General features: G+C 43.8%; 20 protein-coding genes, 2 tRNA genes and 2 pseudogenes. 10 read left to right on the top strand and 14 right to left on the bottom strand.

The window, feature by feature from the left end; all coding sequences use genetic code 11:
• Nucleotides 1-458: 458 nt before the first annotated feature.
• Nucleotides 459-2045: a BCCT family transporter gene (locus AB4167_RS10700; RefSeq protein ID WP_017072212.1), complete on the top strand. Its 1587-nt coding sequence runs from the start codon at nucleotides 459-461 to the stop codon at nucleotides 2043-2045.
• Here the strand turns inward: AB4167_RS10700 and AB4167_RS10695 are convergent.
• The 5 genes from AB4167_RS10695 to AB4167_RS10675 all read right to left on the bottom strand — a co-directional run bounded on the left by AB4167_RS10695 (nucleotide 1989) and on the right by AB4167_RS10675 (nucleotide 6048).
• A complete protein-coding gene (locus AB4167_RS10695) occupies nucleotides 1989-2414 on the bottom strand; it encodes an N-acetyltransferase (protein WP_372136513.1) in 426 nt (141 codons plus the stop codon). The two genes, AB4167_RS10700 and AB4167_RS10695, sit on opposite strands and share 57 nt — an antisense overlap.
• Before the next feature lie 118 nt (nucleotides 2415-2532).
• Nucleotides 2533-2682, bottom strand: a complete 150-nt coding sequence (locus AB4167_RS10690) for a hypothetical protein (protein ID WP_017067591.1) — start codon at nucleotides 2680-2682, stop codon at nucleotides 2533-2535.
• A 94-nt stretch (nucleotides 2683-2776) separates the two neighbouring features.
• Nucleotides 2777-3133, bottom strand: coding sequence for a hypothetical protein (locus tag AB4167_RS10685; protein ID WP_017062659.1), 357 nt, complete (start codon nucleotides 3131-3133; stop codon nucleotides 2777-2779).
• 213 nt (nucleotides 3134-3346) lie between these two features.
• A complete protein-coding gene (locus tag AB4167_RS10680) occupies nucleotides 3347-4594 on the bottom strand; it encodes a RidA family protein (RefSeq protein ID WP_372136512.1) in 1248 nt (415 codons plus the stop codon).
• A 569-nt stretch (nucleotides 4595-5163) separates the two neighbouring features.
• On the bottom strand, nucleotides 5164-6048 hold the full coding sequence (locus AB4167_RS10675; protein ID WP_372136511.1) for an AraC family transcriptional regulator N-terminal domain-containing protein: 885 nt from the start codon (nucleotides 6046-6048) through the stop codon (nucleotides 5164-5166).
• Nucleotides 6049-6241: 193 nt separating this feature from the next.
• Here AB4167_RS10675 and AB4167_RS10670 point away from each other — a divergent pair, with 193 nt between their 5' ends.
• The 6 genes from AB4167_RS10670 to AB4167_RS10645 all read left to right on the top strand — a co-directional run bounded on the left by AB4167_RS10670 (nucleotide 6242) and on the right by AB4167_RS10645 (nucleotide 12183).
• Complete coding sequence (locus tag AB4167_RS10670; protein WP_372136510.1) at nucleotides 6242-7390, top strand: iron-containing alcohol dehydrogenase; 1149 nt, start codon at nucleotides 6242-6244, stop codon at nucleotides 7388-7390.
• Nucleotides 7391-7615: 225 nt separating this feature from the next.
• Nucleotides 7616-8362, top strand: coding sequence for an amino acid ABC transporter ATP-binding protein (locus AB4167_RS10665; protein ID WP_102333483.1), 747 nt, complete (start codon nucleotides 7616-7618; stop codon nucleotides 8360-8362).
• Nucleotides 8362-9159: an amino acid ABC transporter permease gene (locus AB4167_RS10660; protein ID WP_372102936.1), complete on the top strand. Its 798-nt coding sequence runs from the start codon at nucleotides 8362-8364 to the stop codon at nucleotides 9157-9159. Before AB4167_RS10665 ends, AB4167_RS10660 begins: the two co-directional genes overlap by 1 nt.
• Nucleotides 9160-9171: 12 nt before the next feature.
• Nucleotides 9172-9981, top strand: a complete 810-nt coding sequence (locus AB4167_RS10655) for a transporter substrate-binding domain-containing protein (RefSeq protein ID WP_017067595.1) — start codon at nucleotides 9172-9174, stop codon at nucleotides 9979-9981.
• Nucleotides 9982-10119: 138 nt separating this feature from the next.
• Nucleotides 10120-11046, top strand: coding sequence for an amino acid ABC transporter permease (locus AB4167_RS10650; protein WP_372136509.1), 927 nt, complete (start codon nucleotides 10120-10122; stop codon nucleotides 11044-11046).
• Nucleotides 11047-11238: 192 nt separating this feature from the next.
• A complete protein-coding gene (locus AB4167_RS10645; RefSeq protein ID WP_102333479.1) occupies nucleotides 11239-12183 on the top strand; it encodes an ADP-ribosylglycohydrolase family protein in 945 nt (314 codons plus the stop codon).
• Between the two features lie 164 nt (nucleotides 12184-12347).
• On the opposite strand, the pseudogene AB4167_RS10640 reads toward AB4167_RS10645, so the two are convergent.
• Nucleotides 12348-12701 (bottom strand): annotated as a pseudogene (locus tag AB4167_RS10640) (LysR family transcriptional regulator); the annotation flags it as partial.
• A gap of 102 nt (nucleotides 12702-12803) precedes the next feature.
• Between AB4167_RS10640 and AB4167_RS10635 the strand changes: the two are divergent.
• A complete protein-coding gene (locus AB4167_RS10635) occupies nucleotides 12804-13415 on the top strand; it encodes a LysE family translocator (protein ID WP_372136508.1) in 612 nt (203 codons plus the stop codon).
• A gap of 68 nt (nucleotides 13416-13483) precedes the next feature.
• Here AB4167_RS10635 and AB4167_RS10630 read toward each other — a convergent pair whose 3' ends face one another.
• The 6 genes from AB4167_RS10630 to AB4167_RS10605 form a co-directional block, all read right to left on the bottom strand.
• The gene (locus AB4167_RS10630; RefSeq protein WP_372136507.1) at nucleotides 13484-14671 is read right to left on the bottom strand and encodes a DUF1501 domain-containing protein; all 1188 of its coding nucleotides are present in this window, start codon (nucleotides 14669-14671) and stop codon (nucleotides 13484-13486) included.
• 8 nt (nucleotides 14672-14679) lie between these two features.
• Entirely contained in the window at nucleotides 14680-16041 is a 1362-nt protein-coding gene (locus tag AB4167_RS10625; RefSeq protein WP_372136506.1) for a DUF1800 family protein, read from the bottom strand.
• 140 nt (nucleotides 16042-16181) lie between these two features.
• Nucleotides 16182-16613 carry a GNAT family N-acetyltransferase gene (locus tag AB4167_RS10620; RefSeq protein ID WP_017081499.1) on the bottom strand — a complete coding sequence of 144 codons (432 nt, stop codon included), beginning with the start codon at nucleotides 16611-16613 and terminating at the stop codon, nucleotides 16182-16184.
• A gap of 93 nt (nucleotides 16614-16706) precedes the next feature.
• Nucleotides 16707-17201 carry a GNAT family N-acetyltransferase gene (locus AB4167_RS10615; RefSeq protein ID WP_372136505.1) on the bottom strand — a complete coding sequence of 165 codons (495 nt, stop codon included), beginning with the start codon at nucleotides 17199-17201 and terminating at the stop codon, nucleotides 16707-16709.
• A 72-nt stretch (nucleotides 17202-17273) separates the two neighbouring features.
• Entirely contained in the window at nucleotides 17274-17612 is a 339-nt protein-coding gene (locus tag AB4167_RS10610) for a zinc ribbon domain-containing protein YjdM (RefSeq protein ID WP_004731484.1), read from the bottom strand.
• Nucleotides 17613-17791: 179 nt separating this feature from the next.
• A complete protein-coding gene (locus AB4167_RS10605; protein WP_004731486.1) occupies nucleotides 17792-18955 on the bottom strand; it encodes a threonine/serine exporter family protein in 1164 nt (387 codons plus the stop codon).
• A 523-nt stretch (nucleotides 18956-19478) separates the two neighbouring features.
• Between AB4167_RS10605 and AB4167_RS10600 the strand changes: the two genes are divergently transcribed.
• Both AB4167_RS10600 and AB4167_RS10595 read left to right on the top strand, forming a co-directional pair.
• Nucleotides 19479-19553, top strand: a tRNA-Gly gene (locus AB4167_RS10600).
• A gap of 38 nt (nucleotides 19554-19591) precedes the next feature.
• Nucleotides 19592-19666: transfer RNA gene (locus AB4167_RS10595), tRNA-Gly, on the top strand.
• A gap of 252 nt (nucleotides 19667-19918) precedes the next feature.
• On the opposite strand, the pseudogene AB4167_RS10590 reads toward AB4167_RS10595, so the two are convergent.
• Both AB4167_RS10590 and AB4167_RS10585 read right to left on the bottom strand, forming a co-directional pair.
• Nucleotides 19919-20074 (bottom strand): annotated as a pseudogene (locus tag AB4167_RS10590) (group II intron reverse transcriptase/maturase); the annotation flags it as partial.
• A 16-nt stretch (nucleotides 20075-20090) separates the two neighbouring features.
• A complete protein-coding gene (locus AB4167_RS10585) occupies nucleotides 20091-22262 on the bottom strand; it encodes a hypothetical protein (protein ID WP_102394535.1) in 2172 nt (723 codons plus the stop codon).
• Nucleotide 22263: the final 1 nt, after the last annotated feature.

Genomic DNA, 22263 nt, shown 5'->3' with positions numbered 1-22263 from the left:
TATTGTTTCAAGATGCTTAATTTAAGTGTCATATTTCTCATCACTTAAATCTCTTCGCAAAACAACTGTAGGTAACAGTGCCAATTTAACACCTAAAATATTCGATATTTATAAAATGACTCGCATTAATTTGTTTATAGCATGCAATGAGTCGACACTTATTTTGCACGAACAACTAATATTAAATTTATTTCGGTACGCTAAAAAATATCGCCTAATTCGTATCCTTAATTACAAAACTCTATTCATATCTGCTTTATTTGTTCGTTCTGAAATTTCGTTTTAAAACTAACCAAAAGGGATTGATTTCGCCGTAGAACTGATTTCTTTTCTAAATTTGCCCACTTTTCCTTAACAATTGTGGTAGTATCGCGGATTTTTTTGACGAACCTCACATTTCCAATGCAAGTGTGGGAGAAATACATAGGCTCGAAAGAGCCAAATATAGCGAAGAAATAATGTCCAACTTGACGCAAGTCGCCAACGAAAACATCAACGCAGAATCTACTTCTATCGATTTCAATAAAGCTCAATCTTTGGGTGAAAAACTGGAACTCGGAAACCCAGTCTTTTGGCTTAGTGGCAGTTTTTTAACCCTCTTTGTCATCCTAGCCTTCACCAACACCTCCGTGTTGTCCGAACTTGTAAACATCGGCTTTAGTTATTCAACTAAATGGTTCGGTGCTTTCTGGCAAGTCCTACTACTTCTCAACTTCATTATCGGTTTAGTGCTTGCACTAGGTCGCACTGGCCACGTTCGCTTAGGAACGCTTGCCCTACCTGAAATGACCACCTTTAAATGGATGTCTATCGTCCTATGTACGCTGCTAGCCGGCGGTGGGGTGTTCTGGGCAGCCGCAGAGCCTATTGCTCACTTTGTTTCAGCTCCGCCACTGTATGGCAACGCAGATCCTCAAGCGATGGCGTTCAATGCTCTATCACAATCTTTCATGCACTGGGGTTTCCTTGCATGGGCAATCTTAGGTGGTTTGTCTTCCATCGTGTTAATGCACTTGCATTACGACAAAGGCCTTCCTCTTAAGCCTCGCACTCTGCTTTACCCAGTACTTGGCGACAAAGCGATTAACAGTTGGGTTGGTAACGTTGTCGACGCATGCAGCATCGTGGCTGTAGCCGCAGGTACTATCGGCCCTATCGGCTTCCTTGGCCTACAAATCAGCTACGCACTGAGCGAACTGTTTGGCATTTCAGACAGCTTTGCAACTCAAAGTGTTGTTATTATCTTTGCTATCGCAATGTACACGCTTTCTGCTTTGAGCGGCGTGAACAAAGGTATCCAACTGGTAAGCCGTTACAACATCATCTTGTCTGTGTGTCTAATCGGCTACATCCTTCTTGTTGGCCCAACGAGCTTCATCGTTGATGGCTACCTGCAAGGTATGGGCGAAATGGTTGATAACTTCATCCCAATGGCGCTATACCGCCAAGATACAGCATGGCTAGGTGGCTGGACTGTGTTCTTCTGGGGTTGGTTCTTAGGTTATGGCCCAATGATGGCGATCTTCATTGCTCGCATCTCACGTGGCCGTACTATTCGCCAAATGATCGTTTCTATCAGCATCGTTGCACCGCTTGTAACGTGTTTCTGGTTCAGCATCGTTGGTGGTAGCGGTTTAGCGTTTGAATTAGAGAACCCAGGTGTGATCTCTAGTGCATTCGAAGGCTTTAACCTTCCTGCTGTGCTACTGGCCATTACCGCTCAACTGCCGTTCCCGACTTTGATTGCAATTCTGTTCCTGATCCTGACGACCACGTTCATCGTGACAACAGGTGACTCAATGACTTACACCATCAGTGTGGTAATGACGGGTACGACAGAGCCAAACGCAGCGGTACGTACTTTCTGGGGTATCATCATGGGTGCGGTAGCGATCGCACTTATCTCAATGGGTTCAGGCGGCATCTCCGCTCTACAGTCGTTCATTGTAATCACAGCGGTTCCGGTATCGTTTATCTTGCTCCCGTGTCTATGGCACGCGCCGAAGATCGCGAAGCAGATGGCAAGAGATCAAGGTATCGCTTAATACCTGACCCGATTTAGTTTCGGGTAGCGTAGCGTTAGAACCGATCGTGACGTTGTCAGCTATCAAGTTACGCCCCCAACTTTCAGGATTAGGATCTGGCTTGCCCTCTTTGAATAAGTCGTTGGCAAACATGACTCCGTGACCAACAAAGCAGTCACTTCCAATGGTCACATACTCACAGATAAAGGTGTGAGATTGAATCTTGCTTCTCGCACCTATCACGGTGTTCTTTTGAATCTCAACAAAGGGGCCAACGAACACATCATCTTTAAGCTCACAGCCATAAACGTTACTTGGCTCGATGATAGTGACATTCTCGCCACAGGTAATATCAGTAATCTGTGACTTTAATACTCTTGGACTTGCCATACTTCACTTCCTCTCGACATTAGCGTCACAATTCAACCTAAGAGATTGTGCCGTAGCCATTAAAGTGCAGCAAATAGATATGTTGAGAGTTGGCAATGGATCAGAAATTCTGCATAAATTAAAACAGTCCTACCAGCACAACTGACAACAGCACCCCACCGATAAAACTTGGGGCGTGGAATGGCTGAGCTTTAGATCTAACGTACTCTTTTTGAAGGTCTTCTTGGTAAGTTTTAACGGCGAGTTCTTTTATGTAGTTATTTTGCATAATAAGCTCCTTCTTAATCAGTAAGAGAAGCTTAAGACTTGAAGTTAGGTTGAGGTAAAGCAAAAAATCAGATTAATTAAACACTTTATTTTTGTTACTCGAGGATTACCCTGAACACATCGTTATTCACGCCGCCAACATCTACTAGCTCTCCCGGTTTCATTAGAAGCGAGGTGTTAAGCTGTCGTGTTGAACGTGGCTCTTTTGTTTCTCGAATCACTAACATATCGACAAAATAGCCAGAGTCTTTCTTTGATATTGAGCCAGAAAACGTAACGCTTTCAACCCTATCGGCAAGGACTGAATTGAATGTTTTATCCTCTAAAACACCTGCGGCGATGGATGTATCACCATAAAATAGCGTGATGGTTGTTGGGTCGGGTACCAACTCTTGATTGGACGAACACCCTATTAGGGTAAGGCATAGCAGTAAAATGGCTCGAAATTGCATAAACTGGTTTTCTTTATTACGTTAAGCGTCTGTTTTTCATATTAAAACACTTCAACCTTATAAATACCATGTTTACGGGATAAGCTTAGGTGTGTCGCTTCGATGGACTTGAGTAATGAAGTGAACGGATCAGATCTCGGCCTGTTGAGTTTGCTCCCTATTTGGAAGCTAAACCGAGATCTGATCGATATTATCGAGAAGGGTTCAATTGATTTATGCAACAACGTCTTGTGGAGGTGTCCCTTCACAGTTAGAAACGACAGCATCAATTTGTACTAAAGCATTCATTGGGATTTCTGAAACCCCGACTACCGTTCTTGCAGGCAACTCAGCATTAAAGAATGTGGTGTAGATGTCGTTTACCGCATCAATATCTGAAATATCCTTAAGTTGAATATTAATTTTCACCGTATCGTCCATGCTATGGTCAACGCTTTCAATTATCGCCTTAATATTGTTTAAGCATTGTTCAGCTTGTTCTTTTGCACCACCAGCAACAATTTCATTTGTTTTCGGATCTAAAGGTAATTGGGCTGAAATATGATTGTAGTGAGAGAAAGCAACAGTATGCGAATAAGGCATGAATGGTGCAGAAACAGTATTATTGGTTTCAATAACCAGTAAGCGAGTGTCTTCAGGTAATTGCGGCGGTGTACCGTCGCCATGTGAAACGGATGTATCAATTTGAATTAAAGCACCCATTAGTAATTCAGTTGCGTTAACAACGGTGCGAGCAGGAACGTAGCTTGGGAAGAATTTAGCACATACTTCATTTACCACTTCCGCATCTGCGATATTTTTTAGGTAGATAGTCGTTTTAACCACATCATTCATGACGTGTCCGATGCTTTCTAAAATAGCTTTAATGTTTGATAGACATTGCGCTGTTTGCGCTTTGATACCACCATCAACCAACTCACCTGTGGCTACATCTATAGGCAACTGAGCTGAAAGATTGTTGTAGTGAGAAAAGGCTGCAGTCTGCGTAGACACAGCACTTTGAGGTGCGTTATCCGTATTTCTTGAGACCTTAATTAGCGCGCAAGGAGCTTGTGGTTTAGTGCCTTCACCGTTAGAAATGAGAGCATCCATTTGAACCAGCGCATCGCTGCTTGGCAGTGCAGTGACACCCACGACAGTGCGTGTTGGAAGGCTGTTGTGGAAGAAGTTTTTGTAAACTTCATCAATAGCATCGATATCAGAAATATTCTTAACGAAAACATTAATCTTCACGACATCATCCATAACATGGTCGATGCTTTCAACAATCGCTTTAATATTATTCAAACATTGTGCTGCTTGATCTTTAATATCACCGATGACTATTTCACCCGTTTTAGGGTCAATCGGAAGTTGAGCAGAAAAGTTATTATAATGAGAAAAAGCTACCGTTTGTGTAGATACAGAATTAATTGGTGCGTTTTCAGTGTTTCTTGAAATTTTAATGATATCGCTACTCATCGGTATTATCCTTTAAATAAAATAGGTATACGTATTTATATTTAACAATCGTATTTGGAAGAATGATTAAAGTAGCGCCATGTTAAGTGAATTATTTTAGGGTAAACGTGATATCCATCAGACTCTCAGTTGACTATAAATCAGCAAGTTACAGAATAATTAGTCATCAAACGACTAATTATCCGTCGTACTAGGCTTTATCAACTGCTAAATTATCTTTAATTTTAAGTCTATTCAATAATCCTGAATACTCTCTCTGAGAATACGGTGAGTAATTCCCGAAATTTAGATAATATTTGATAGGTTGTTCACACTAAAACTTCGTTACTAGCTGAATTAGTGAGTTTCTCCCCTATACCCGTGCATAAACTCTTAGGCTATTTAATTAATTATTTTCGAGAGCTTATTTTATATAAGTACGTTAATAATATATTCGAGAATCAAATACCTACAATCTGACAATGCCTATGATTAGATACATTTACTCATATAATTCAACAAATATGAGCAATCGTCACCATAGCTTTTGGCATTATAGCTCTCAACACATAGTTTCGTTGAAAGAAGAACTAAACCGCTCTTGGAGTAGTATTGAAGTGGCGCTTAAATTCGCGGCTAAATTGAGATGGGCTGGAGTAACCGACTCGACGTGCAGCATCACTAATACGAAGGCCTTCTAGTTGAATCAGCTCTTTGGCTTTATTAAGTCTAACCTTTTTCAAGTATTGAAGAGGTGATTCAAAGGTGACATTACGGAATGCATTGTGGAAGGCAGACACGCTCATGTTGGCTTCGTCAGCAAGCGATTGAACGGTGATGGTTTGGTCGTACTCTTCATGCACTTTAGACAGCGCTTTGGCGACACGTGCGTAATGGCCGTCATGATGGGCCAAATCAAACAGCACTCGCCCTTCTGAACCGGTTAAGGCACGGTAGACAATTTCGCTGACCATGGCATCACCCAATATGTTGGCTTCGATGTCGCAATGCAGCATTTTCACCAATCGAGTAAAACTTTCTAGCATTTGCTCTTCCATCGGCGTGGATTCTAAGCCACTCGAGTTCTGTTTGTGCTTGTTGCAATAACTTTCTAAGAAGCCTTGGTCTTCGAGCTTTTTCACTAAGCTATGTAAACGTTGAGAATCAATGCTTATCGACAAGCCAAGCAATGGTTCACCATTAACAGGCAAGGCTTCGCACTCTAACGGCATTGGCACACCTACCACAAGATAATCACCTGCAGCGTAAGTCACTGGCCTTTCGCCAATGTAGATGTTCTTTTTACCCTGTCCGAGCATGATAATGCCAGACTGGTAAGTAAATGGCTGACGCTGATTCCCTCCACTGCTTCTATACAACCACACGCCGCTAATTTCAGTTTCTCTGATCCCTTCGAGATCATCCCAACCTTTGTGTTCTACATATGACTGTAACAACTGAGCGAGTGTTTTCATAAGTGGCGACTTTCCATTCCAAGTGCTAAGAGTAAGTAAGCTAAAGCAGAGGAAGAATATCAAGTTTGTAGAAATAGGCAATTTATTTGGAGGAACAGCTCTTCATTGACCTAGATTACTGTACTAATATGCAAATATAGAAATTGAGCAATAAACCAAAATAACAAATTTCGCTTTACACAAGGAATCTCTGATGCAATTTACTTACGTTAACCCTACTGTTATCCATTTCGGCCAAGGCCAAATCAACGCTATCAGCCAAGCGGTTGATACTTCGAAGAAAGTACTGGTCATCTATGGTGGCGGTTCAATCAAGAGCAACGGTGTTTACGACCAAGTTTTAGAATCTTTGAAAGATCACTCTTGGATCGAGTTCTCTGGCGTTGAAGCAAACCCTACCAAAGAGACGCTAGACAAAGCAGTCGCTCTTGTTAAAGAAGAAAACGTAGAATTCATTATCGCTGTTGGCGGTGGTTCAGTAATCGACGGCTCTAAGTACGTTGCTGCAGCGGCTAAATACGACGGCGACGGTTGGGATATCCTAGCGGGTAAACACCAAGTAACCGAAGCGACACCAATTGGTGCGGTACTGACACTTCCTGCGACAGGTTCTGAATCTAACATGGGTGCGGTAATCACTCGTAAAGAGACTCAAGAGAAACTGGCGTTCATGAACCCTGCAGTACAACCTAAGTTTGCGGTTATGGACCCAGACGTAATGAAGTCTCTGCCAGAGCGCCAACTGATCAACGGTCTAGTTGATGCATGGGTTCACGTATGTGAGCAATACATCACAATGCCAACAGATGCGATGGTTCAAGACGGTTACGCAGAAACACTGCTTAAGAACCTACTTGTACTGGGTAAGCAATACGACGAGCCTGACAACGACGCTTGGCGTGCAAACCTAATGTGGACAGCAAACCAAGCGCTTAACGGCCTGATTGGTACGGGTGTTCCTCAAGATTGGGCAACACACATGATTGGCCACGAATTCACTGCGCTATGGCATGTAGATCACGCACGTTCGCTTGCGATTGTTCAACCTTCACTACTTCGTAATCAAATCGAAGCGAAGCGTGGTAAGCTAGAGCAAATGGGTCGTAACGTATTTGGCCTAGAAGCGGGTGCTGATTTAGCCGAGCGTACAATCGCTGCAATCGAAGCCTTCTACCACAGCCTAGACGTTCCAACCATGTTCGACGGTTACGAAGCAACTAAAGCGGAAGCAATCGACAACGTTGTTGCTCAACTTGAATCACACGGTTACCTGCAACTTGGCGAAAACCAAGCAATCACGCCAGAGAAAACGCGTGAGATTTTAGAGTCTGCGATTCACTAAGAATTGCTAAAGTAGAGAGAAAGCAAAGGCAATGGTCACACAAAGATGATTTTTTACATCTGACTGAACCCATTACTTATTTCTTTCGTAAAACAGAAGCAGCGTTCATTTTGGGCGCTGCTTTTTAATTTGCCCTACAAGATGCTATTAAATTCTCATAAGTCCTTAATTTTATGTGCATTCAGATTTCTATATTGGTAAGGTAAACCTGTCTCTTTACTAGGTATGAACAACGATTTGAACAATCTCAAGGAAATGGTTAAGTTTAAGTCACTTAACAAGTGGTATGGTGATTTTCATGCCCTAAAGGATATCGATTTAAATATTGAACAAGGAGAGATAGTGGTGATTTGCGGGCCATCAGGTTCGGGTAAATCAACCTTAATCCGTTGTATCAATCAGCTAGAACCTTTCGAAAGTGGCGAGCTTTCCGTGTTAGAACAAGTACTTCCGAGTAAATTTAACACACCAGGCCAAGTCGGAATGGTGTTTCAGCATTTTCATTTATTCCCCCATCTTACCGTGCTTGAAAACCTTACTCTTTCTCCAATTCGTACGCTTAAAAAAAGCAAACAAGAAGCCGAAAAGATAGCAATGCACTATCTCGAGCGTGTGCACATTGCAGAACAAGCCAACAAATACCCAGTGCAACTTTCTGGCGGCCAGCAACAACGTGTGGCTATCGCCCGTTCTCTGTGTATGAAGCCGGAATTACTCTTGTTCGATGAACCCACTTCAGCGCTTGATCCGGAGATGATCAACGAAGTACTCGATGTGATGGTTGAACTGGCGAGCGAAGGCATCACCATGGTGTGTGTGACCCACGAAATGGGCTTTGCAAAACAAGTGGCCGACCGCGTTATCTTCATGGATGAAGGACAAATTGTGGAATCGAATACTCCACAATCGCTTTTTGAAACCCCTCAACATGAACGTACTCAAGCGTTCCTAAATCAGATCCTGACTTATTGATGTTGATTCGAATTATTAAACCCGCCCTATCTGCTTTGGTACAGATTGTTGTACTGGCGGCTGCTGTTGTTTGGATTCTCGACTCTGGTGCACAAACCATGGGATACAGCTGGCAATGGGAGCGTGTGCCGGACTATATTGCTTTCTATGAAGATGGTGAATGGTGGCCTGCAGAATTAGTTGAAGGGCTACTAGTTACCATCAATATCTCTTTGATTTCTTTGGTTGCAACGCTGGTGATTGGCTTAACCACAGCCCTATTGCGAAACTCCAATTCGGTGGTTGGACGCACCTTAGCCACCAGCTATGTTGAGTTGATTCGTAACACGCCGTTATTAGTACAAATTTATTTGCTCTATTTTGTATTTGGCCCCGTATTAGGGCTCGATCGCTTTAGTACTGCCGTTTTAGCCTTGGCACTTTTCCAAGGCGCTTACACCGCCGAGATATTTCGTGCTGGTTTAAATGGTATTGCGAGAGGACAATTTGAAGCAGCTCAATCCTTGGGCTTATCAAAGACCTATACTTACTGGGATGTGATTCTTCCTCAGGTGGTGCAACGCACCTTGCCACCTTTGACCAATGAAGTGATCTCTCTTATTAAAAACTCTTCAATTGTGAGTGTCATGGCTATTTTTGACCTGACGACTGAAGCCAGAAACATTGTTTCTGAAACCGCGATGCCATTCGAGATTTGGTTCTCTGTGGCGATCATTTATCTTGCTCTTACACTTTCACTTTCTGCCGTTGCTGCTTGGCTTGAGCATAAGCTCGGAGCTAACTGGCGAACACAATAAGGATTTATCAGCATGAAGCTATTTAAAACCGCAATTACAGCCCTACTTGCGCTTGCCGTCAGTTTGCCTGCACTTGCTTCTGAAACGCCTAACCTAGACAAAATAAACGAACGTGGCTCTCTACGCGTTGGTATGTCGACATTTGTTCCTTGGGCGATGCGTAACAAACAAGGCGATCTTGTTGGCTTTGAAATCGATGTAGCAAAACGTCTTGCTGAAGATTCTGGCTGGAAAGTTGAATTCGTACCGACGGCATGGGATGGCATTATTCCTTCTCTACTTTCGAACAAGTTTGATGTAATCATTGGCGGTATGTCTATCACTGAAGCTCGCGCTAAAAGCGTATTGTTCACTGAACCTTACTCGCACTCTGGCGTTCAACTGGCAGCGAATAAAGAGCTAGCAGAAGGTTTTACACAAATCTCTGATTTTGATTCTCGCCGTGTAAAAATTGCAGCGCGTCGTGGTGCATTCACAGTGCAAGTAGCTCGTGAAACCTTCCCTAAAGCGAAAGTTCTACAGTTCGATGACGATGCTCAAGCATTCCAAGAAGTATTAAACGGCAACGCACACGCGGTTATCGCGTCTAGCCCGAAACCAGAACACGAAGCGATTAAAAACGCAGACACGCTATTTATTCCATTCGAAGAACGCCTATCAAAAGGTAATGAAGCATTTGCAGTTCGCCTAGGTGAAACTGACAAGACAGAATTCTTCAACGAGTGGATCAAAGCACGTACTGAAGACGGTTGGTTGAAAGAGCGTTACGAGTACTGGTTCTCTACTCTAGATTGGCAAGACCAGATTGCTCAAGGTCAGTAATCCGTTGCTAATTAGATACTAAATCACCAATCAAGGCAGTACCTTGCTGGTACTGCCTTTTAAGAAACACCCGAGATAGCTATAAACTCATAGCCACTCTCACAGCATATTAATTATCATTGTTTAAACAGGAATGACGTGAGTAGTACTAGCGCATTATCAACGCCCAAGCCCAACCTTCACACGAAGCCTTGGTATCAACGCCTCAATCTATTAGATGGAGTGTTGTTTGCGATCATTTTCGCGTTCGCAGGCTGGCTTTATTATCGTTCCGCTGTTGGTATTAACTACCAGTGGCGCTGGGAAGATGCGTTTACCCTGATTTTCATTCCGCCTTCTCAAGGCAATATTCCTTACTTTTTCCAAGGCTTGATCGCGACACTGCGCTTGAGTGTTTGGAGTATGGTGTTAGCACTCTCTTTTGGTACATTACTTGGCGTTGCAAGGCACTCTAAAATCACTTTCTTTCGTACCCCTGCACTGATTTTTATCCAGTTGGTTCGAAATATTCCGCCGCTGGTGTTTGTCTTCATATTCTATTTTTTCGTTTCAAACCAACTGATTCCATTACTTGGTTTAGAAAGTATCTTGCGTGAACACAACGGCGATATTAACGCTGTTCAAGCCTTTCTGTTTGGTCCTGCTAACCTTTGGGAAAACTTGGCGTCTGGTGTTATCTGTATCGGTTTGCTCTCTTCGGCTTACATCGCAGAAGTGATTCGAGCTGGCTTAGAAAGTATTCCAAAAGGCCAATGGGAAGCGGCCGATTCACTCGGCTTATCGGCATTGTCTAAGTATCGATTTGTGGTTGGCCCGCAAGTATTAACGGCCATCACACCGCCATTGGCTGGCCAAGCAATCTCTTTGGTTAAAGACACGTCGATTGTGTCTCTGATTTCTATCCAAGAGATGACTTTCGTTGGTACTGAAATGGCAAACTCGTCAGGTTTGATCTTCGAGATCTGGCTGATTGTAGGCTTCGTATATTTTGCTTTATGCTTTGTGCTTTCGCGTCTGTTCAAAGTGATTGAGCAACGTTCTAGTGCTTACCTTAACCATCAGTAACGTCATTAATAAGAAGTACCGACTCGCCCAGCTATTCATCACCCTTACCCATTTCACCTGATTGATTTAAGTTATTGATCAGTAAGGATTTATTCCTTCATATTTCTTCTTAGAAACACAGCAAAATGCTCGGCTAATCACTATACTTAACGTATCGAACTACGTTGATTCATCTCAAGGACATCGCTCAACATGGACAATCATAAAGAAAGAGCTTTTTACGCCGTTGTCGGCGCATTAGTTGGAGACGCTGCTTCAATGGGGCTGCACTGGCTATATGACCAAGAGAGGATCTTACACGTAGCAGGTTTTGAGCCAGAATTTCGCTCACCGAATCAGTTCGATTATCAAGACAAGGGCTACTTTGCTCACCAAGGAAAAACCGCAGGTGAACAATCACAGTATGGTGCTCAGCTATTGGCGATGGTCGACAGTTTAGTCGACAACCAACAGTACGATGAAGCGAGCTACATCAAGCACTTCCGATTCTGGTTTGATTTTGGTGGTAGTTGGCGAGGCTATATTGATAAAGCGACTCGTATGAGCTTGTTGAACATCCATCAATTAGAATTGGCAAATGCCCCGATTACTGCCTGTGGCGCGGATGATACACAGCTCCCCGCAGTCTCAAAGATCATTCCATTAGTGGCGTGTACTTACACCTCTCACACCTTACCTGCAATGGTAGAGAGTGCGGTACGAGTCACTAATAATAATGATAAAGCGGTAGAGTGGGCACAAGCCATCACCCTACTGATTCAAGCCGCGATACAAGGCAATTCACCATTACAATCAGTAGAGATGGTACGACAAACCTGCAGCAAGTTTATACACGATCAAATCGATGAAGCCCTCTCAGCGCCTGAGCTTTCAATAACAGATGCCGCGAAAAAGTTCGGGTTGCATTGCGAATTGAGTGCCGCGTTCCCGCTGCTGATTCGCATCATTGCTGGCGCTCAGAGCTTTAAACAAGGTATCCGCGACAACATTTTATGTGGGGGCGATAGCTGCGGGCGTGCAATTGTAATTGGCGCGGTATTAGCGGCGTGTTTCTACGAGGAAGATGGAGGCATTCCAACCGAATGGCTAAAACAAGTCGAACTCAATGGCGGTGTGCTGTCTTTGCCTATTGAGTGATTTCCACAACAACGAACTAGAGCCTGACATAAGACAAGCACACTTCTAGGTCGGATGTCGTTCCTATAAAGTTGGAACACACTGCGATAACTCATTCTTCAGCCAAACAACAAACGGGCTTTCTGGCTCTTCATGGTTGCTATCTTGCGTGAGCAATATGTACTATCAATTCCGGATTCGTTATAGAAATCACCGAGTCGAGGCATTAACCAACGCATGGTCAATGTGGGTTCGCATGAAACTTCCAACGCTTGATGATTCAGCTGATTTAGCTTATGGACTCCAGTCTCCAAGGCTTGGAACGCTTGCTCTGTGTAACCTTTGAGTAATTCCCCTTCTTTGGTGAGACACACATTCCTGCCCTGTTTGTAGAACAAAACTTGGGATAAGTGATTTTCCAATACCTTGATCTGCTTACTCACCGCGCCATGTGTGATATTAAGTTTATCCGCCGCTTCACTGTAACTACCCGAATGCGCTGCTACGTGGAAAATATGAAATGCTTTCAAATGTCTCATGTGTGATTTTTTCTCACAGATAGGTGGAATTCATTTCGATTATAGGCAGCAATAAAAAACCATACAATGCTGGCTCATCAAATATAAAGAGTTGGAGTCATTATGGAGTGGTTAATCCTAGCAGTATTGGGACTATTGATTGTTATCAGCCCAGGCGCTGATTTCGTTTTAGTTTTGAAAAACAGTGTCAACCAAGGAAGACAAGCAGGGATTTGGACTGCAATCGGTGTGAGTTTAGCGATTTGTGCTCACATCAGTTATTCAATGCTTGGGATCAGTTACTTAATCTCACAGAATGAGCAGCTGTTTGACATGATTAGATATGCAGGTGCAACCTACCTTATTTATCTAGGGCTAAAAGGTATCTTGAGTGCGGACAACAAGCTTGCACCGATGGAAGATGCAAAGCAAAGCACCAGTGTTTGGCGCTATTTAGCCCAAGGCTTCTTATGTAACGTGCTCAACCCAAAAACCATGTTGTTCTTTTTGAGCATCTTCAGCCAAGTCATCTCACCTGATGCAGAAAACCAGCATGTCGCACTCGGCTATGGGCTTTACATGATCGTTCTTCACGGCTTGTGGTTTGGGATTGTCGCTATGCTGTTTACTTCGAGTACATTGCAAAAGCATCTATTGAGAGCAAAGAAAAGGCTTAATCAAGCGTGTGGATTTGGCTTAGTGACGTTCGGAGCACTGTTGGCAATTAAATCGTAAACAAGCGAGTCAGAAATAGAATGCGATTCAAACGACTGAATCGCATCTAACAGGGTCTTGGTAAAACTCTAAACAAGATTCATCGGTCTAATATCGGCACTATCAGGGAAGATAGTGTTGAGTTGTTTCACTTCTACCGATAAATGTTGGTTGAGCACGCCCTTGATAACCGAACGCATATCAATCGTTGGATTAAGGTCTCGGCCTTCATATAGTTGGCTTTGGCTCAAGCCCGGCCAATTAGCAATAACCTTACCACCCGATCCTTTCAACGATGGCAGCGCACCACCCGCAACAAACATGACGTTGCCGGTGCCATGGTCGGTGCCTTTAGTGCCGTTTTCTTTTGCTGTTCGACCAAATTCACTGGCCGCGATGATCACTGTCTTCTGCCAACGATCACCTAGTGACGCCTTGAGAGCCGCTAACCCAACATCCAAAGTTTTAAGTTGATTACTCAACCTACCATTTACGTTGCCTTGATTGGCGTGAGTGTCCCACCCACCAAGTTCTAACGCTGCGATGTTTGGTCCGTTATCAGCCGACAATATGTCGCCTGTTTTACCCATCAATGATTTAAACTGTTTGCCGACACCTTGGTCGCCTACCAATTGATCTATCTTCATGACGCTTTCAAAGTTTGAAGACAGCATTTGGTCACTTTGAAACAACTGTTCCAGCAGTTCCGTTTGTTTATCTCGTGTTTTTAAGCGGTTTGGGTACCAACTTGCCACGGTCGATTCGCCCTGCATGATGAGTGGTAAGCCCGAATCAATTGCGATTCCATCGTATTTTTCTGAGCTCAACGTGAGTAAACGGTTAATCCACCCTACGGTGTTAAACGGGTCGGAAGTGCCATTCTCCAATATCTTCTGTCCATCAAAATGTGAACGCTCGCGATAAGCGGTTGAACAAGCGTGTACAAAGCTGAGTTCGTTACTTTTATACCATTGATGGCACTGCTTTAGAGACGGATGGAGCCCAAAGAAATCATCCAACTTGAGTAGCTGTTCTGGTTTCAATCCGATGTTGGGTCTCAAATTAGAGTAATCAGGATCGGCATGCGGCACTACAACATTTAAACCATCCATCGCGCCACGCAGTGATACCCAAATGAAGATATTGTCTGAACCTGTTTTGGCAAAGCTTGGAAATGGCAGCATCGCATTGACGCCAACAGCCGCCGCAATACCCATGAACTGGCGGCGGTTAATACTATGTGGCGCTTTATTCTGAGAACAATCTGGCTTTTTCATACCCACTCCTAACGATATTGAAACTGAGGGCTTAGCCACAACAGGGAAAGTTGCATTGCAGCGCTGTCGGCTTTGTTCAATACAATTTGGGTGTGTTCATCAATAGCATCGCCATATAAACCCGCGATCACTTTATCCACTACCGCTTTCGGCTTAACTCCTGACGCTTTAGCCGATTTTATTGCAGCAGACGCAAGCCTATTCGCAACTTGCATACGTTGAGTCAACGCCGAAGGGCTATTGTAGTCTCTGTCTTGATCCGACCACCCTGCAGGTGAACCCGGTTTAAAAGGAGGCTGCCCTAAATTGTTGAGTGCATTGAATGCCTGTTTCTCGTTTAAAGAAATATCGGCACTACGAAGGACGGCAAACAGCCACTCCTTCGGTGGTCTAAAACGATTGGGGTTAGGTTTACTCGCCTCAGCGCTGTTCAATAACAAGCGATAAATAGGCAGTAAATCTCCCTCGCCTTTCAGATATTCAGCAACCATTTGCTCTGAGAGTTCTTTAGGTATGTCGCCAATGAAATGCTGGCACAGCTTACCAACCAAGTACGCAGCAGTGTCTTTGTGGGTCGCTAAGGTTTTTAAACACGACTCTCCTTGCGAGACGCCGGATTGAGAATAAGCCTTTCCAAGCAGTGTGATACTTCCTGGCTCATGCAGGTTATTAGCAAATCGAAACCCAGCATCAGGAGGTTTGAATTTAATGCCCCAGCCTGAAATCGCTTTTGCTAAGGCAATGACGTCTTGCTGAGTGTAAGAACCGTCAACGCCAAGAGTGTGGAGTTCTAAGATCTCACGAGCGAGGTTCTCATTGAGCCCCTTATTACGGCGCTTTCCGACTTTTGAATTGGGACCAATCGAGAGTTGATTGTCGAGATACAGAAGCATCGCAGGATGTTTAGAAGAAGCCATCAGCATCTCGCCAAAGTTACCATTCCAATGCTGGCGAACCACATCGTTTTCAATGCTGGCGGCCAAGGGCATCAGTTTTCGATTATCGACCGAGATGGCGAAGTGATTGCTCCAAAACTGAATGATGCGCTCTTGAAAACCATAAGGAGTTTCAACACTTTGTAGGTGGCGAGCTTGAGCTTGTTGTCGATACTGCGTTCGAAGAAAAGACTGCGCTTCTTTCTTCGTGGCTTGCATCTGTTGTTCGTCACCCTTGGCCTTCATTCGTTGTACACGATTCTCTCCTACTTTAATCAGAGTAGATTCAGTACTCGGTAAGTCTTGTATAGCTTGGTGAACGAATGGCTTTTTATCCAACTGTTCTACAGGAGAATAATAGGTTGTTTGACCTAGTTTTGGCCCAAAGCCAAACCTTTGTTCACCCACGATTTTTGAAGTCGGGTAATAATTCATTGCACACTCCCTTACGCTCGATCTTTTCTAAGTGTAATCGCTTAGTCATCAAGCATAGGGAGCTTTACAAGGTTTTACGTTAGATAAGTGTCAGGTGCCTATCAAGTTACCGACACGGTGTGATCATTTTGAATGAGTGTCTATTCACGCCACATATAGACAAACTGATCGTTTTGCGAGGTGATTTCGAAGCCAAACCTTAAATACAACTCCCCAACTCGATTACCTTGTAAATAACACAACTCCACAGGCTTATTGAGTTTGGCTGCTTGAGCTAAGCAATCCGTTAAAACTTGGCTGCCAATACCTTTGCCATGATATTCAGGCAGTAGAAAGAATCGGCAAAAATAGAAGTGCTCGCCTTTGTCTTGCAACAACACACTACCAATCGCTTTACCTTGATATTCAATGATTTCAGGGCGTTCTTCTGCCCACTCTTCGGCGTGTATATCTCGTTGAATTTGTTCATCCCAGCCAAATACGGCCTTGATTGGTTCAAACTCAGCGGCCTTCTTAAGCTCGAACAGAAATTCATAATCTGATGACTGAGCAGGTCTTGTTGAATACTTCAAAATACCTCCAACAATAATTGGCTATGGCTTCATTTTCGTTTAAACCTGGACATAGTAACCCCGATCAAACCAAAAGATGCCACGCTTAAATGTTCATTTTGGTTCTAGTTGGTAACGTAAGACTTCGTGTTTATCTTGCTCTGAATAAAAGGTACTCAGGAATTGTCCACCGCACTTCTCAATGACCTTTTGCGAAGCTATATTGCCCCTCTCACACGTAATAATAGCGCTTTCGGACAATACGTACCGTTGAACCCAAGACAACATATGACTTGCGATACCCCGCCCTCTCGCTTGTGGCAAAGTCTCGTAGCCGATATGTCCGATGACATCGTGAATGTACGGACTGGTGCCATGACGAACTCTTATCACTCCAAGAATACGTCCAGACTCGAAACAAAAATAAGTAGAAGCAGGCGTCCACCCTTCTGGCAAACCCCCACCTTTTGAATAAGCAATTCGTCTTTCTAAATAGGCATCACTGCCATCAGAAATGCCCATGTAAATATCTAACCCATCTTCAACACAGGCGTTCACATAGTGATGAAAGGCAGTTGAATGCGAAAGAGCAGCTTTAACCATGTCCATATGATGTTGATTCTCCAACGGCTTCTACGCTATTTAGTTCAGGAGCGACTCGCAATTTTGACCTATTATCGACTACTGCTTCTTAACGTACTTCGCCGTAACCAGCATTTCACCGCCACCATCCAGCTTGCAATCTAGTTGGTGATCTTTGCCTTCATTGATGCGTCGAATCACAGCTTTAGTACCAATTTTCAATACGCTAGAACTGCCTTTAATTTTTAGATCTTTAATGAAGGTAACTTTATCGCCACTTTCCAATACAACGCCATTCACGTCCTTAACACGCGCGGCTTCTCTTTCTAAACGCTCTTCTTCTGGGTTCCATTCGTAGGCGCACTCAGGGCAGATTAGGTTGTTTTGGTCTGGGTAAACATATTCAGATTGGCATTGCGGGCAAGGAGGTAGAGACATACGTTAATACTTAATTTAAATAGAATTTGTTCCATTTTAATGGCTCTTGTCAGGCTTAGCGAGCATAAATCTAACAAGTTTTACGGAGAGCTAATTGTCTTCAAAAAAGAGCAGCACCTAAAACGAACAAACACAGCCGCTAAGCTGTGTTTGTTTAAAGGTTTGAAAAGCGGAACGGCTTAACGTTCGACTTTTGGTGAGTAAATCGAGTAAGCGGTAATTTGCCCTGCCACGATTGCCGAGAACATGAATAACGCCGATAAACCAATACTCGGGATAGGCAAAATCGATTGTTCAAACACCGACTGGCTGGCACTCACTAATACTCGGCTACCCGGAACCAAGATGATGATCCCTTGCACGATATAAATAGAACCCGTGAGCTCCATCTTCTTGGCAATCCAAGTTCCGTACAAAGTAATAAGAACCGTCGTCACCCAAGTGCCGACAACCCAACCACTATCAAAACCTAGATAGAATGGGCCCCACATACCGAGAACGGCAACTGGCAAACCAAGTAAGATGTCTTTAGGGCGAGCATTGAACATCACACCGATAGACACAGAGATCAGCACCAAGCCAGATATGTGCATCCACATCGGTACCGCGTTGGTATAGTCGATGGAGACCGCTTGTCCCCATATCGCTTCACCGATGTTGAGCCCCATGATAATCCCGACAAACAGCTTAATCAGGGTTAAGGCGCTCTGCCCTAGCAAGCTGGTACCAGAAACCAAGTCATTAAACGCCAAACATTCTAATGCGTTAGCTATGGATAACCCAGGGACAAACAAGACAATCGAGGCGATACACAACGCCCACACCGGAATCGGCAACCCTGTGCTCGCCAAAAACGCCACAAAAATACCCGTTAACAATGCCGAGATGAATTCAACCGCGATAGCACGACGTGAATGAAGAACTTGCTGACATACCCACACCATCAAACCCAATAACGCAGAAAAGCCCACCGCTTCCAACGTACTGCCCACCAGCATCAAATAAGCAGGCGGAATACCCATATTGGCAAGTGCAGTCACAAATTTTGAGTAACCGACAGGTTCTGGTACAGGCTCACTGCTTGGCTGGTTAATACGAATGATCGTATTGGCCAACAAACTCAGGTTAATTGACGCAGGCTTTAGACGCTTAAGAATCACAGCGTTGTTATCGTCTGGAAACTGATAATTGATCGCGGTTGGCGTTGCTTGGATCATCACATCCACACCATGCTTTTTTGCATAGAATTGGGTGTATTTCTCTAGCTTGTAAGGAGCACAACCACTGCGGTGAAGAGTGTCACCAATTTCAACAATTTTGTTAATTCGGAACTGAGAGGGCATGGGTATTTTAGGGGAGACAAAATGTGCGGCAAATGTACCAAACGATAGACGGAATGACGAGACTTTTGCGTGAATTATCAACTGAACTCGTTACTTTTTTCTGCAAAGGCTTATAAGTGCCTATAACTCTACTCATTTGGGATTAGTTTACTGAATGTTTTGACTGGCTGATAAGTTAAATTTATGCATTCTGATTGTTATTAACGGACGCCAAAACACGATTAAAAATCAGTTTATGTTAACACTCAAAATTCCTTAATTTGTATGGATTTTGTGACAAGCTAACACCAACAAGCTGGTTTATAAATCAAACCGAATTTGTCACAGAAATAGCGGGGGATTTTCCATTGTTTCTCGCCCTCCGTTTAGCGAGAGTTTAGTCACATTTTATTCACTCTGAAAACGCCGAACATGATTGAAAAACTAGCGGTGTGGTGGTTATGCGAGCACTTAGAATAAAAATGAAAGAAAAAGGTTTCGTTTTCAGTTAGATGTGGCATTATCACTCTCGTTAAGACGATGTGCGTACATCGTATAATGGCTATTACCTCAGCCTTCCAAGCTGATGATGCGGGTTCGATTCCCGCTGTACGCTCCAGTCTTCTTGATGCCTCAGTCTTACTCATAAGACAGTGTGCGTGCATCGTATAATGGCTATTACCTCAGCCTTCCAAGCTGATGATGCGGGTTCGATTCCCGCTGCACGCTCCAACTCCTTTAGTTTTCAAATTCTAACTCATGAAAATAAACGCATAACATGCGTTTTTGTCATTTGTGCTATATCACGCAGTCTAAATCATAGTTTTATTATATTGATACCGAGTTAACTTCGACACAAATTGACCTTATATGGCCAACTTATTGATAAATCCTCAGCTCAATATTAGAAGTACTGACCTTTAACACTTACTTCCTCGCTAACTTCTAGCAGTTAGCCCACATCACAATCTAGACAATTCAGAGTTTCTCTAAAGTATCGAAATATATGCGATTAGGGCGAAAACAGTAGCTATTTGAATCTACGACTGCTTCCGAGGTTGGTTCCAAAGCAAGTAAATACAACTCTGATTGCGCTCCATATATCATACATGGAATACCTAGCAGTCTGAGTTTGCCATTCAAATGTGATGGCAAATCAGTTCGAAAGATAAATATCAACAATTTTCTCCAAGATTGAGGATTTCGAGACCTCTCGCACTTTGTGTACATCACGAGTGAACGACTGCAAGAAAACAGCTGTTATAGGCATCTCAAACGGATCAAGAATCTGCCCATTGATATCCGTGACACGGATTTTATACGTCAGACTTTGTTTCGGCAGCTTCGCATTAGGTTTATTCACTGGGGACACGAAGTACACCAGATTATTACCGTCGTGGTGCATATGGATATGGTGGTACTGTCTCCGTGCAACACCGGCCACATAGTATGGCAGCACCGTATCAGCAACAGCGCGCCCAGGCCCCCTCTCATTAGCCAGTCCAACAGCAATGCTGTCCACATCACTATTACCTATGATCCGTGGAACACGTGTGGTGTGGTAGTCACTCAGCACCATCTCATTCTCAACGTCGAACAGGTAGAACCCTCCATCGTATAATGTAGGGATCACATCTTCGTCAAGACACTCGTGCATGGTGCGGAGCTTATCTTCATCAATGTACCGTTCCACATTTCCAATACTCAGTGTGCTGTCTTGGATTTTGACAGACACGACGAAAGCCATGAATCCATTACCCTTAGTCTTGCGGATCTTGTAAAGAAGAAAATCACCGTCTGGCAGGTCGATGTCCAGCAAGTTCTTATGGATACGGACGCGCTCCTTCAGCCACAGTTCCGTCTCAACTTTGGCCAATTTTGAAACATCCACAGCAGGGATCACCTTGTTAATTACTTCCCCGGTATCTTTGTTTTTCTTTCCTTGTGATCTGTCTTTGACTAGCAGATCAAAGTTCATACCCTGCAATACCAGCATATTACCTTGATTAAACGCAGTCAGCTTCAAACTCGTGTAGTAATCGAAGCTATCATCAGGCTTCTTTTTATGATCTTCGAGTGCTTGCCAGAATGTCCGATAAACTTTTTTCTTCGGTAGCTTTGGCTTATCTCCTGTCCGATCAGCATTAGCATATGCTTCTTCGACTTTGAGAGCATGACGTTGCTCTTCACTATAATTTCGAATGCTTGAGCCATCACTCGTAGAGCGGTTCAAGACCAGATAAGCATGGTCTGGGTGCAGCTTGTCGTACGTTGACAACTCGCTAGATTTCATAATTACTGCAGGGTTTAATGTCTTCTGTAGCTGACAGATAGTCTCAGCCCGACCACCTTGCTCATCGCTTTCTCTATCCCCTAGGTCATCAATAATAACCAGTGGCAGCTCTCGTTCTCGCGTCACTTCTAGGAATTTGTCTGACACGTAGTTAGCTTGGAAATACCGTTGGGTGTATGGCACAGCATAAGCATCCAGAACAGCCCTCAGTACTTCCATCATTAAGTGCTCGGTATAGTTCACGCAGAATTTATATTCGCTGCCGAATGACATGTAAGGAATTTGACGCTTGCGCGCATCAACACGCTTTAGAACTTTGTAAGCCTTTTCCCCTTCTGTGTAACTCTGGAAATACAGCGTGGTATCTTCCGTCTGCGCAAAAAAGCCGTCTGTCTGCTCAGCCTTAAAGGTTATGCGTTTAATAGTCAAGCAGAGGTCCTGCTTCGGCCCACAGTAAAGTTCTGGTCGAAGCGCATTGATATAATACCCTTCTTTCTTCCCGCCCTCTGCCTTATTAGCATTGACGAATAATTCCGAGTTGAAGCAAACTGGCTTTATTGGATACGAAGTTTCAGCATCTGCCACGAAGAAACGTTTAAGGTGCAGCGACATGATAGACTCGAACACACGCTGAACCAACAAGCCGTCGCGCTCTAAACTTTGAACAAGTGCAGTGGTATCAACAACGGCTTCTGCCAAGTAGAAAAAAAACCAACGCTCACCTGCGCTGCCTTCCGTATAGACACGTGCCGTCTCATAGGTCACGCTATCACGCTTGTTTAAGCCGAGTTTGTTACGGATGATTTCTTTAATTTCACAATGCATACGCTTAGCATATGCTTCAGCCGATTCCTTCTTACCCCCATCAAGCCGTTTTTTCTTTCCGTCACGGAACCCGTACACCACCGACATACTATGATCGTCATGACAAAGTAAACGACATACATTCTCTTTCAGAGCTCCCTGTACATCGATGATCTGGGTCTTTGCCACCGGGGCGCCTTCACACTGCAACAGCCCTTTAAAAAGTCCCATC

The organism is Vibrio sp. 10N.286.49.E11 (assembly GCF_041469505.1).
Classification (GTDB): Bacteria; Pseudomonadota; Gammaproteobacteria; order Enterobacterales; family Vibrionaceae; genus Vibrio; species Vibrio crassostreae_C.
This window is presented reverse-complemented; position numbering and strand designations above follow the sequence as displayed.